At 43.3% G+C, this 12,791-nt stretch carries 10 protein-coding genes; 7 read left to right on the top strand and 3 right to left on the bottom strand.

What is annotated here, in order from left to right; translation table 11 throughout:
- Positions 1-27: 27 nt before the first annotated feature.
- From ACYVGZ_RS13260 to ACYVGZ_RS13230, 7 genes are all read left to right on the top strand, one after another.
- Positions 28-2,127, top strand: coding sequence for a TonB-dependent siderophore receptor (locus ACYVGZ_RS13260; protein ID WP_460756464.1), 2,100 nt, complete (start codon positions 28-30; stop codon positions 2,125-2,127).
- Positions 2,128-2,144: 17 nt separating this feature from the next.
- A complete protein-coding gene (locus ACYVGZ_RS13255; RefSeq protein WP_460756461.1) occupies positions 2,145-2,873 on the top strand; it encodes a siderophore ferric iron reductase in 729 nt (242 codons plus the stop codon).
- A complete protein-coding gene (locus tag ACYVGZ_RS13250; RefSeq protein WP_460756458.1) occupies positions 2,861-3,628 on the top strand; it encodes an ABC transporter ATP-binding protein in 768 nt (255 codons plus the stop codon). The genes ACYVGZ_RS13255 and ACYVGZ_RS13250 overlap by 13 nt, the downstream gene beginning before the upstream one ends.
- Complete coding sequence (locus ACYVGZ_RS13245; protein WP_460756455.1) at positions 3,622-4,551, top strand: iron-siderophore ABC transporter substrate-binding protein; 930 nt, start codon at positions 3,622-3,624, stop codon at positions 4,549-4,551. The genes ACYVGZ_RS13250 and ACYVGZ_RS13245 overlap by 7 nt, the downstream gene beginning before the upstream one ends.
- Before the next feature lie 14 nt (positions 4,552-4,565).
- Positions 4,566-6,536 (top strand): Fe(3+)-hydroxamate ABC transporter permease FhuB, encoded by a 1,971-nt coding sequence (fhuB, locus tag ACYVGZ_RS13240; protein ID WP_460756453.1) that lies wholly within the window; start codon positions 4,566-4,568, stop codon positions 6,534-6,536.
- Between the two features lie 128 nt (positions 6,537-6,664).
- Entirely contained in the window at positions 6,665-7,024 is a 360-nt protein-coding gene (locus tag ACYVGZ_RS13235) for a MerR family transcriptional regulator (RefSeq protein WP_460756450.1), read from the top strand.
- Between the two features lie 108 nt (positions 7,025-7,132).
- Positions 7,133-8,113: an NAD-dependent epimerase/dehydratase family protein gene (locus tag ACYVGZ_RS13230; RefSeq protein ID WP_460756447.1), complete on the top strand. Its 981-nt coding sequence runs from the start codon at positions 7,133-7,135 to the stop codon at positions 8,111-8,113.
- 90 nt (positions 8,114-8,203) lie between these two features.
- On the opposite strand, the gene ACYVGZ_RS13225 is transcribed toward ACYVGZ_RS13230, so the two are convergent.
- The 3 genes from ACYVGZ_RS13225 to recF all read right to left on the bottom strand — a co-directional run bounded on the left by ACYVGZ_RS13225 (position 8,204) and on the right by recF (position 12,731).
- The gene (locus ACYVGZ_RS13225) at positions 8,204-8,698 is read right to left on the bottom strand and encodes an NYN domain-containing protein (RefSeq protein ID WP_460757067.1); all 495 of its coding nucleotides are present in this window, start codon (positions 8,696-8,698) and stop codon (positions 8,204-8,206) included.
- Between the two features lie 502 nt (positions 8,699-9,200).
- Positions 9,201-11,624 (bottom strand): DNA topoisomerase (ATP-hydrolyzing) subunit B, encoded by a 2,424-nt coding sequence (gene gyrB, locus ACYVGZ_RS13220; protein ID WP_460756445.1) that lies wholly within the window; start codon positions 11,622-11,624, stop codon positions 9,201-9,203.
- Entirely contained in the window at positions 11,625-12,731 is a 1,107-nt protein-coding gene (recF, locus tag ACYVGZ_RS13215; protein ID WP_460756442.1) for a DNA replication/repair protein RecF, read from the bottom strand. It abuts the gene before it with no gap.
- Positions 12,732-12,791 lie beyond the last annotated feature (60 nt).

Below are 12,791 nucleotides of genomic sequence, written 5' to 3'. Positions count from 1 at the left end.
TTATATTATTGTTATTCTGGAGTACAAATGAAAACCGCTTTCCCCTTCAAGCTGTCATTGTTAGCCGCTGCAGTCGCATCGAGCAGTTACACTTATGCCGCCGACGTATTAGACACGATCGAGGTTGCTGGCCAAACATACCGAAACACGGCAACAAAAACACAACTTGATCCAGAAGAAACACCACAAGCAATCAGTATTATCAGCAAAGAAGAGCTTGATGAGAAAGGCATAGAAAGTGTGGCCGAAGCCTTACGCTACGCAGCAGGTGTGAATACTCAACTACGTGGCGGTGCAGTAACACGTTTTGATTTATTCAATGTTCGAGGATTTGATAACGATACCATTTTACTAGATGGCCTTCCTCTAATCTTTAATGAGTGGAACCTACAACCACAGATTGATATTTCGGCCATAGAGCAAATCGAAATATTCAAAGGGCCTACTTCTACCCTATACGGTGAAATGCCTCCAGGAGGAATGGTTAACATCATAACCAAAGCGCCTCAAACCGAAGGTAAAACCGCTGTAGAACTCACTCTTGGCAGTGACAATAAAAAAGAAGTGAGTTTAGACACCACAGGCACCATTAGTGACAAGGTTAACTACCGAGTTATAACCAAAGCTAGTCAATCAGATGGCCAAGCGACAACCTCAGAAAACGAGCGCATACTTTTCGCACCATCTGTTGATATCAATTTAAGTAAAAACACTTTACTCAACTTAAATATGTATTATCAAAAGGACCCAAGTGCAGGAATCTATTCAGCTTTACCTTCAAAAGGAACTGTATATAACAACGCAAACGGTCAATTAGAGCCTGATACATATCTTGGAGATGTTAATTGGGATACATACGAGCGTGAATTTTTACTATTAGGCTATAAACTAGACCATCAAATAAATGGGAACTGGAGCTTTTTACAAAATACTCGATTCACCACTGCAACAGCTTATCAGGAAAATGTGTACGCATACTCACTAGGTAGTGATGACGAGACAGTTAATAGAAGTGCTTATATGACTGATGAATCAGTTAATGCAATGAATATAGATAACCAATTATCGGCGTTTTACGATATAGGCAATGCTGAGCATAATATCTTAATAGGTATTGATTACTTAAGAAGTACAGAAAAAAACATTTATAAGTACGGCTCAATTGGAACGGTTAACCTCTTCAGCCCAGACACAAATCAAGTTGATAGAGGCACTTTATTATCGTCATTAACAGATGACAGTAACTTCACAACTGAAAGAGAGCAATTAGGGCTCTATTTACAAGATCAAATTAGATACAAAGACTGGGTTTTACTCGCAGGTATGCGCTACGATCAGTATGAAATAGATCAAGAAGGAGTTAGTGCATCCTACGGAATTAATGACCTTAATCAAAGCTCTTTAACGGGGCGAGTTGGCGCGCTTTATAAGTTTGACAACGGAGTATCCCCTTTTATTAATTTTGCCCAGAGCTTCGAGCCTGAAGCAGGTCAAGATACCAATGGTAATGCTTTCGACGTATCAACTGCCAACCAAATTGAAGCGGGTCTTAAGTATGAAAATAGTTCATTTCGATCGTCAGCCACGGCCTTCCATATTGTAAAAAGCAATGTGGTTATGAGAGACCCTAGCGCTACTGCCTATGACAAAATTCAAGTCGGTGAAGTCACTTCACAAGGGCTCGAGCTTGAGCTAGAGAAATCTATATCAGATGAATTAAATCTTTCGTTATCTTACACATATCAAGACGTAGAAATCAGCAAGGATGCAACAAATGGAATTCAAGGCAACACTCCTATTTGGACTCCAGAGAAACAAGTCAGTACTTGGCTATCTTACCAACCATCTAAAGGAGAGCTAGCTGGTGCTTCATTTGGCGCAGGAGTTCGTTATGTTGGTGAAATGCAAGTTGATGCAGCCAACTCAGGCACCGTACCTTCTTACACCTTAGTCGACGTATCTGCAGGTTACGACCTGGCTCAATTGTCGTCTGATTGGCAAGGCGCCAGCGTACAGTTTTCTGTATCCAATTTGTTCGATAAAACCTACTACACCTGCTACGACACGAGTAACTGCTGGTTCGGTGCAGAGCGTTCTTTCGAACTAAAAGGACGCTATGAATTTTAATCAAGGCCAAAGCTGACATGGAACAACCAATAGAGCAGCTCTTCCTGGAAAGTAAAGCGTTGCTGCCAGCCCTAGAAGGTTGGCAGCTAGCTTCCTCTCAAGAAGGAGACGAGCAACTGTTATCCGTGGCTAGTTACAAGCCAAGTTTGCAGCGTTTACACCAAAGGTTAAAAGAGGCGCATCCGGAAACGGGTGCGCCTTATTGGCGTGTAAGAAGCTGGGGCTTAACCTGTTGGCAGCCCATTTATATTGCACTGATTTGTGTTTACCATCTTGGTGCAACACCATCTTCTTTATCTCGCTTGCACCAACGCCAACAAGGTAATTACATTGCCGGATACGCCTTACCCGATGGTGAGTGGTATCAGGCGGATCACCATAAACTAATTGCCTACACGGCAAAACACCTTGCAATATTGTTCAACACTTTCTCCCAAGCACACATAGAACTGTTTGGAGGAAACCAACCTTTGTACCAGCATTTATTAGCGGACCAAATTATGGATGTGGTGGTTCGAGCAGCCTCCCATGGGAACCAGCAACAGATAATTCAAGAATACAATATTTGGGCACAAAATCTTGCCCTTCCTAATGTGCAGGAAATACAGCTACAACGAACAAATCAAGGCATAGGCTTTAAACGTAAATCTTGCTGTCTACACTATCGCAGAGTCGATGGGGATGTTTGCGCCAACTGCCCATTAACCAAGAAGAAAACGAACAACGAAGCACTATGTTTGAATTAACTCAGGTTCTAATTCGCCGTAATAATCGACGAATTTTAGATATCCCTAGCTTAACCATTCCTACCGATAAGATCACCGTCGTGCTAGGTCATAATGGCTCAGGAAAAACCACTTTAATGCAGTGCCTTGCTCGCCAGCAAAAAGCTGATCAGGGCAGCATTATATTCAATGGGCAGTCTATTCAACGCTTACCGCAACGTGAGCTCGCTCAGCAAATTGCCTTTTTACCTCAACATTTACCAGACACCTCAGGGTTAACGGTCAATGAACTAGTAAAATTGGGGCGTTTTCCTTGGCGTGGTGTATGGGGTAGAGCCCAACAAGACGACCAAGCTATTGTCGATCATGCTATGCAACAAGTTGGTGTGAGCCAATATCGCGAACAGGCTTTAGAGGCCCTTTCAGGCGGAGAAAGGCAAAGAACTTGGATTGCCATGCTGCTGGCACAACAATCCCCAGTGTTGCTGCTAGACGAACCAACCTCTGCACTCGATATTGCTCACCAATACGAGCTGTTATCTTTATTAAAAAAGCTAAATCAAACAACGGGGCAAGGCATGTTGCTGATTCTTCATGAAGTCAACTTGGCCGCACGTTTTGCCGACTACATTTTAGCCTTGAAACAAGGCGAAGTGTTTTTCCAGGGTACGCCTGCTGATCTCATGGATGAGCAAAAATTAGCCGAGCTATACGGCGTACCAATGTCGATACTTCCTCATCCTAACCATCATTCAAAGGTTGCTGTAGTATGTTAGTACTCACTTATGGTTTAAAAAAATATCACTCTCTATTGGCTGTCCTACTTTTAGGATTCGCGAACCCTCTATTAGCACAAATATCCATAACCGATAGTCATGGCACTCAAGTCTTTGAAACGCCTCCTACAAGAGTTGCCGCTCTAAACTGGGAAATGGCCGAGAACGTGATTGAACTGGGCATAGAACCTGTCGCGATAGCTGATGCGAAAGGCTACCAAGAATGGGTTGCCAAACCCGCGATCCCAGCTAGTACTCAAGACATAGGCGATCGAGCAGAGCCAAACCTTAGTAAACTAGCAGAGCTCAAACCCGACGTGATTTTAATCGGAAGTGCTTTAGAAAGTATGCAGTCCCGCTTAGAGAAAATTGCTCCAGTTGTGTTTTTTGAAAGCTACCGAAAAGACCACAACAATACCGAGCAGGTAGACAATACCTTCTTATCCTTAGCTAAACTGCTAAATAAAGAAGCGCAAGCCAAGCAAAAATTGGCTCACAGGGCTCAAGTTATCGCCCAACTAAAACAGCAGCTCAATGAAGCCTACCCAAATGGCTTACCTAAAGTAACTAGTCTACGTTTCGCCAGCACTACTTCTGTATATGCATACGGTGAAAACGCCATGCCGCAATACGCTTTAGAAGCGCTTGGAGTGGAAAATGCATTAACTCTTAAACGTACTCAGTGGGGCGTGGTGCAAAAGAAAATCCGCGATCTACGAGCCGTTGAGGAAAATACCTTATTGTACTTCCAACCTTTTTATGAAGAAGACAAACTGAATGCATCACCTTTATGGCAAGCGATGCCTTTTGTACAAGCTGGCAAGGTAAACTCTGTCGACTCTACATGGACCTATGGGGGTGCAATGTCATTACAATACTTAGCAGAATCTATGGCTGCAGCTTTGTTAGAGCTCGCTAACTAACTATGATCAAGGTTATGAGTAAATGGCAATGGGCCGCTATTTTGGCTCTATTTGTCTTTTCTATCAGCTTTTTGCAATGGGATACAAGCCTTAGTTTGGCAAGCCAGTGGGCTCTGTTACAAGGCAATATCGGTCATGATTTTGAGCAAGTAGACTGGGCTTTTTCTCGCCTACCTAGATTGGCTATGGCTATCCTAGTGGGCTGTGTCATGGGGCTCGTTGGTAGTGTTATTCAACAGTTAACCCGCAACCCATTATTGTCACCAACCACCCTTGGAACATCTAGTGGTGCTTGGCTTGGTCTGATTTGCTTAGCTATTTTTTGGCCCCAAGGCCAAGCCCATTATCAGGCTATCGCTGCCATGTTAGGTTCGTTATTAGCACTCAGCCTAGTCATATTAATCTGCGGTATCCGACAACTCACTGGCTTATCAATCGTACTATCAGGTATGGCTGTCAATTTGTTATTTGGCGCCATTACTACAGCATTAATTCTGCTCAATGAAGAATACGCTCAAAATTTATTTATTTGGGGAGCAGGGGACTTAAGCCAGAATGGTTGGGAAAAATTCCACTGGCTTTGGCCCCATTGTTTGATTGGCGTAGTCATTCTTGCTTTTGCCGGCAAACCTCTCTCCCTATTACGCTTGGGTCAAAGTGGTGCCAAGGCAAGAGGATTAAACGTTACTGCCTTATTTATGACTCTGATGGTTTTCGGCCTATGGATGCTATCTGCCAGTATTACCATGGTGGGTGTAATTGGCTTTTTAGGCCTAGTAGCTCCCAACCTGGCTCGGCTTATTGGTGCTCGCACAGCGAGTAGCGAGCTGTATTGGTCCGCGCTGCTAGGCGCGTTAATGCTTGTAATGGCAGACAACCTGACTATTATCATCAGCTTAGTCAGTTTTGATATTGTACCCACTGGACTTGCTACTGCTTTAATTGGCGCACCTTTGCTTATTTGGCTCATTCTACGTCAGAAAAACCACCAGCAGATCAGCAGTTTTCAAGCCATAAGCAGCCAAACGACACTTAACAAGTACAATCTAAGCGCGGTTTTCCTTGTTTGCCTAATAGGAATAGGCTTGGGAGTATTTTCGCACTTTGAGAACAACCAGCTGTTATTTCAACTGCCCGATTCCTTTAGCTGGGAGTTAAAATGGCCAAGGCTAATTGCTGCTTTATCTGCAGGTGCTGCAATGGCGGTGTCTGGCGTTATAATGCAAAGGCTCATTCATAACCCATTAGCAAGCCCAGATTTACTCGGTTTATCCGCGGGAGCCGTTCTGGCAATGGTCAGCTTTAGTGCTTATTTTGGCATTCGAATGGGGCAATTAGGGCCTCTCATTGCTTTTGTTGGCAGTATGTTGGCGTTAGCAGCACTATTACTGCTAGGGCGACAATTCCGCTTTGCACCAGGCCCCATGATACTTACGGGCGTCGCATTATCGGCTTTAATAGAAACACTTGTTCAGTTTAGCCTAATGAGAGGTACAGAAGAGGTTTATGACATTTTGCGCTGGCTTGCCGGCTCTACTTATCGGGTCACCTCACCCCAAGCCATTCTGCTCTTTGTTATCAGCATTATGCTAATCGGCTTAACCATCAGCTTGCATAAGGTGATTACCCTTATGTCATTAGGAAAAATGACGGCGGCAGCGAGAGGCATTGCTGTACAACCTACTTTTATTCTAATGCTCATGTTAGCCGCAGCGCTTTGCGCCACGGTAACCGCATTGCTAGGGCCAATTGTATTCATTAGTATTGTGGCCCCCCACCTCGCCAGCTTATTGGGGGCTCGTCAAGTACTACCACAACTCATACTCTCTGCTGTACTTGGCGCCAGTTTATTGCAGTTTTCCGATTGGCTCGGGCAAACTCTCATTTACCCAAACCAACTGGCCGCCGGTACTATGGTAGCCATCATTGGTGGTGCTTATTTCGTTCTTATCCTTCTTAGGAATCGTAGAAATATTAGCCACTAGCTTTTCAATAGCGGCTCCCAGTTTCATTACTGATAAAAAGGGTTAAAGTTAATATGAATAATCTGAAGTCTTGAGTTAATAAATACCTATCTATACCATTGAGATATCTGTATTTGAGGTGATCGAGTATGTATATAGGCAAGGTAACCACATTAACGGGCGCGTCAAGAAAAGCCATTCTTCACTATGAGGAAATCGGATTGCTACGCCATGTTAAACGATCTGGAAGCTATCGAGTTTACGATCAAAACCATATTGTCGTCATCTCTCTTATAAAACGCGCTCAGAGCTTAGGAATAAAACTCGCAGAGTTAACGCCTCTCATCCTTGCTAAAGAAGCACAACAGAGCTTTCCTCTCGACCTCGCCAATGACTTAATTAATACAAAAAGGGCGCAAATAAAGGCGGAACAACAAGCCTTAAAAGCAAAAGATAAGGGACTAAAATCTCTCCAAACCGAACTGCAAAAAGTCTTCTCAAACACTTAAATTAAAACCCCATCATTCCAAAGAAATATATTGAAACCTAGGTTGACTCGCCCCTTTGGGGGCGGGTTTATCCTTTCATTTATCGATTACTTTAACAGGATAAATGAAATGACAAACATCAGCTTAGTCACAGGCGCAAACGGCCACTTAGGCAACAATCTCGTGCGAGAACTTCTTAAAAAGGGCAACACAGTTCGTGCAGGCGTACGAGACAGCAAAAATGCAGTCATCCTATCTGGTTTAGACTGTCAACTCGTTGAAGCCGACATGCTCGATCAAGCGTCCATGGAAAAGGCCTTAATCGGTGTGGATGTGCTTTATCATGTTGCCGCGGTGTTTAAACATTGGGCGAAAGACCCAGAAACAGAAATTGTTCAGGCAAATATTCGAGGTACAGAAATTGTGCTCGCCGCTGCTGCAAAAGCCAAAGTAAAGAAAGTCGTTTATGTGAGCTCTGTAGCGGCTGTCGGACATGATGGTACACCTTTAACAGAAGATAGTTGGAACCAAGATCGGTCTAATCCTTATTACCGCTCTAAAATAGAGTCTGAAAAAAGAGCATGGCAATTAGCGAAGCAATACAACTTATGGATGGTCGCTGCATTACCTTCTGCAATGGTTGGCCCAAATATCGGCCGTTTAACTGATACCATGCAATTTATTGATAATATCCGTACCAACAAACTGGCGATGAACCCAAGCTTCTTTTTTAACTTCGTTGATCCTAGTGACGTGGCAAAAGGCATGATTGCCGCGATCGAAAAGGGCACATCTGGTGAACGCTACATTCTCGCCAACGATCATTCGTCTTCTTTAGAAGAAATTCTAACAGCCGCAAAATCCATTGGCTTAAAAGTCAAAACACCACCTGTTTTTCCGAAGTGGTTGTTGTACGTATTATCGGGAGTATTGGGATTAAGCGCAAAAATCACAGGTAAACCCGCTGAACTGATCGCCAGCCAAGTCACCATGTTCTTCAACGTAAAACAAGAATACGACATCTCAAAAGCTAGAAAAGAACTCGGCTACAAACCTAAAACACCACACGACACTTTAGTAGACACGTTTAAATACTTAGAGAATCGTTGAGCTCTAAGAACATGGAAAACAACGGCCGCACATAAAAATAAGTATAGGTCGATTCCCGCATGGAAGCTTCTATCGAATATATACAGACTGCTATCTACGATAAACTTTCCGCTTTTGTGGATTTGACCCTGTTTCCCACCATGAAGGCTTGACCTCAGGTTCTTGACTCAGAATATCTTTAATAATAGCAACGAGATCATATGAAATTAAGCCATCGATATGTTCATGAAGAGTCGGGTCAATATTATTTCTCAATGCATCTAAAACAAAATCAATACCATTTACTCGGGCAAGTTTAGCAGCTGGAACAAAATCACTATCTCCCGCAATAAGAATAATCTTATCAATCAGCTTATTTTGAGCTAATGTTGATATATCGATTCCTAACTTGATATCAACTCCTTTTTGTCTTGAACTATAGTAGAAATCATCATTTGTTAAATCATCGAAAACAATTTCTTTTTTAATTAATTTATTAAGAGCGTGATCAGTTAGCTTCCATTGTTTGTCATGCTTTATATGTCCCAAGCGAAGAGCGTATTTTCTTTGCTTTTTTAGTTCTTCTAAAATTTTTTTGCGTTGTATTGTTGAGGCTTTTTGCGAAAAATCTATTGAGCGACTATTCGTTTCACCAGCTAGTGGTAAAGGGTAGTGTGCCTTTATGTCTAGTGGTGGGGCGTCATAGTAAAAAACTCGATAAAGGTGTTAGTATGTATCACGGCCTCCATTTAAATGTTTCCGGATTACGCTGTTTAACGCTTGTATTATTTGCTCTGGTGTTAAGTCGGGAGTGGAAGGGTAATATTTACGCTTAAAGAATAGAAGGCGATTTAAGTAAAATGATCCATCAACTAAAACTCTAAGGTCCATACAAGAGTCTCCAATCATTAAAAACAAAAAACCCGTGGGTTAGGCAGAACTGTTAAAAACAAGTAAAGCGTGGCCACGGGTGCTATAACCCTAAATATATTACGTTTCATTTTCGTCGTCAATGAAAAAACTGTTTGATTATCCCCATTGAAACTACAAAAAAAAGCGCTTAGAACTTTCACTCTAAGCGCTTTTTTAATTCAACCGTAGGCTGTACTTAAACGTCTAGGTTGGCAACTGTTAAGGCGTTGTCTTGGATGAAGTTACGACGTGGTTCCACTTCGTCACCCATTAGAGTGGTGAACATTTGGTCAGCGGCAACGGCATCGTCGATGGTAACGCGAAGCATACGACGAGCATCTGGATCCATTGTGGTTTCCCAAAGTTGCTCTGGGTTCATCTCACCCAGTCCTTTGTAGCGCTGGATAGACATACCTCGTGACGCTTCTTTCATTAGCCATGCTTTGGTTTCTTCAATGTTAAGCACTGGCTGACGACGCTCTCCACGTTGAATAAAGGACTCTTCAGAGAACAGTTCTTCCACCGTGCCAGACATAGCCACCATGCGCTTGTACTCAGGCGAACTAAAGAAGGTCGATTCAAAGCGGTAACGGTTAGAAACACCGTGCGACATAATGTCCACAACAGGTAAGAACACGCCACGCTCTTCGTCTTTTTCAACATTAAAGTCAAAACGGAAGCCTGTACGTGCATCTTGTGGCATTAAAGCGCGTAATGATTCCACCCAGTTGGCAACGGTTTCTTCTGAAGTCAGTTGTTCTTGAGTCAACTCTTTGCAGTACAGAAGTTTAGACATTACATCTTTAGGGTACACACGAGACAAACGATCAATGTCTTCTTCAATATGAATGTAATCACGAATCAACTTAGCAAGGCCTTCACCCTGAATGCCCGGTGCTTCAGAGTTTACGTATAACCCCGCACCGTCTAATGCCACTTCAATTAAGTGTTGATCCAATGCGGCTTCGTCTTTGATGTATTGCTCTTGCTTGCCACGTTTAATCTTAAACAGTGGTGGTTGTGCAATGAAGATATGACCACGCTCGATAATTTCAGGCATTTGACGGAAGAAGAAGGTCAACAGCAGGGTACGAATGTGAGATCCATCCACGTCGGCATCGGTCATGATTACAATACTGTGGTACCGCAGCTTTTCGACGTTAAATTCGTCACGGCCAATACCACAACCTAATGCGGTGATCAGAGTGCCAACTTCAGCAGAAGACAACATCTTATCAAAGCGTGCTTTCTCAACGTTTAAGATTTTACCTTTAAGCGGCAATATCGCTTGTGTACGACGATCACGACCTTGCTTAGCAGAACCACCAGCGGAATCACCCTCCACTAGGTAAATTTCAGAAAGCGCTGGGTCTTTTTCCTGACAGTCAGCCAATTTACCCGGTAAGCCTGCAATGTCCAACGCGCCTTTACGACGAGTCATATCACGAGCACGACGAGCTGCTTCACGAGCACGGGCGGCATCGATCATTTTGTTAACGATGATTTTTGCTTCGTTTGGTTTTTCTAGCAGGTATTCCGCAAAGCGTTTTGCCATTTCTTGCTCAACGGCCGTTTTTACTTCAGAAGACACCAGTTTGTCTTTGGTTTGCGAAGAGAATTTAGGATCAGGCACTTTCACAGACACAATGGCCGTTAGACCTTCACGGCTGTCATCACCTGTTGTGGCTACTTTTTGCTTCTTAGCCAAACCTTCACTTTCAATGAAATTGTTTAGGGTACGAGTCAAGGCACCGCGGAAACCCGCTAAGTGTGTTCCACCATCTCGTTGAGGAATATTATTGGTGTAACAGTAAATGTTCTCTTGGAAGCCTTCATTCCACTGTAATGCCACTTCTACCGCGATACCGTCTTCTAGATCATCACGCTGGCAAATAAAGTGGAAAATGTCATTGATCGGAGTTTTGTTGGTATTCAAGTGCTCTACAAAAGAACGCAAGCCACCCTCATAATTAAAAAATTCTTCTTTTCCTGAGCGCTCATCTTTTAACAAAATAGCCACGCCTGAGTTCAAGAAAGACAACTCACGCAAGCGCTTAGCAAGAATGTCGTAAATGAAGACAATGTTGCTAAAAGTTTCTGCAGAAGGTTTAAAGTGTACGGTTGTACCTGCACCATCGGTATCGCCCACAATGGCTAAAGGCGCCTGAGGTACACCATGAACATAACCTTGCTCATAGATTTTACCGTTCTTACGAATCGTCAGAGTGAGCTCTTCAGACAGAGCGTTTACTACCGATACCCCTACGCCATGAAGACCACCAGAGACTTTATAAGAATTGTCGTCGAACTTACCACCTGCGTGAAGTACTGTCATAATTACTTCGGCCGCTGACACGCCTTCTTCTTCATGCATGTCAACAGGAATACCACGGCCATTATCGGACACAGAAATTGACTCATCGGGGTGAATAAGTACAGTGATTGTGTCACAGTGTCCAGCTAATGCTTCGTCAATGGAGTTATCTACCACTTCGAAAACCATATGGTGTAAGCCTGTGCCGTCATCGGTATCACCAATGTACATACCAGGACGTTTACGAACGGCATCTAGCCCTTTGAGCACCTTGATACTGGACGAATCGTAATTATTTTCACTCATTTAACTCTCCTGCAAACCTTTGCTCAATAAGGACAGTTCGCCGTTATTCATTAAAAACTGGCGAACGTCAGTTGTGTCGGCCCAATCAAAATCCCCTGAATCGGGACCCACACTGGTAATAAAAATTTGGCTGTTTAAAGACTCCAGCAAATGACAAAGCTTTTGCCTGTGCTTGGTGTCTAATTCAGCGGGTAAATCATCCACTAGAAATACCAGAGGACGACCTGTCGACATTAGTAATTGACCCTGCGCAATTTTAAGCGCCGAAACAACCAGCTTTTGTTGCCCCCGGGATAAGGAGTCAAGAGCATCACCCACTGGGGTCTTTACTTTTAAGTCCGCTCGCTGAGGGCCTCCATGGGTATAACCAAGCTCAATGTCTCGGTCCCGTCCAGACTCCACCATTTGGGCAAGCGTTTTTTGACTGTCCCAGCCTTGGTAAAACTGCAATTTTACTTCTAGTTCGCCAGAAAGTTCAGATAATACCTTGGTAAAATAAGGTGTTAAATTATCTACATAGGCTTTTCGAGCAAAATTGACCTGTTCACCTAGGCGAATCAATTCTTGATCGAATGCCGATAGTAAACTGGCAGATATTTTACCACGTCTGAGTAAGGTATTCCTTTGTTTTAATGCTTTTTGCCAGCCTCGCCACGCGTTTATAAAACTCTCGTCAAAATGAAAAACTCCCCAGTCGATAAATTGCCGGCGAATACTAGGAGAGCCCTCTAATAAACGGAATGCATCTGGGTTAATAAGCTGCACAGGAAGGCGCTCTGCAAGCTCAATAGCTGACTGGGCACGTTGTCCTTGAATACGAACATCAACCTGGCCATCTCGATGTCTTTGTAAGCCTACCGGAACCACTTGCTCATTATCTTGCTTAAGTTGTGCAAACACTAAGCAATGAGGCGTATCGTGCTGGATATAGGTTTTATGCTTATGACTGCGGAAAGAACGCCCAAAAGACAATAAATAAATGGCTTCAAGAATGGAAGTTTTCCCACTGCCATTTTCACCAATGATCAGATTGACTTGAGGGGAGGGTTCAAAGCGAACACTAGACAGGTTACGAACATGGGCAATGTCCAAACGAACTAGCGGCATAAAAGGAACCTTAGAGGAAGAATAGTAACCTGTTTCATAGTAAAAACAGGTTACTATAAA

Source organism: Marinomonas epiphytica (genome assembly GCF_054780655.1).
Note: the sequence above shows the minus strand (reverse complement) of the source record. Positions and strands in the feature narration are given on the sequence as shown.

Coding starts and splice junctions, on each gene's coding strand:
- ACYVGZ_RS13250 (WP_460756458.1), top strand. CDS start 2,861: ATGTTTGAATTAACTCAGGTTCTAATTCGCCGTAATAATCGACGAATT.
- ACYVGZ_RS13245 (WP_460756455.1), top strand. CDS start 3,622: ATGTTAGTACTCACTTATGGTTTAAAAAAATATCACTCTCTATTGGCT.
- fhuB (WP_460756453.1), top strand. CDS start 4,566: ATGAGTAAATGGCAATGGGCCGCTATTTTGGCTCTATTTGTCTTTTCT.
- ACYVGZ_RS13255 (WP_460756461.1), top strand. CDS start 2,145: ATGGAACAACCAATAGAGCAGCTCTTCCTGGAAAGTAAAGCGTTGCTG.
- ACYVGZ_RS13235 (WP_460756450.1), top strand. CDS start 6,665: ATGTATATAGGCAAGGTAACCACATTAACGGGCGCGTCAAGAAAAGCC.
- recF (WP_460756442.1), bottom strand. CDS start 12,731: ATGCCGCTAGTTCGTTTGGACATTGCCCATGTTCGTAACCTGTCTAGT.
- gyrB (WP_460756445.1), bottom strand. CDS start 11,624: ATGAGTGAAAATAATTACGATTCGTCCAGTATCAAGGTGCTCAAAGGG.
- ACYVGZ_RS13260 (WP_460756464.1), top strand. CDS start 28: ATGAAAACCGCTTTCCCCTTCAAGCTGTCATTGTTAGCCGCTGCAGTC.
- ACYVGZ_RS13230 (WP_460756447.1), top strand. CDS start 7,133: ATGACAAACATCAGCTTAGTCACAGGCGCAAACGGCCACTTAGGCAAC.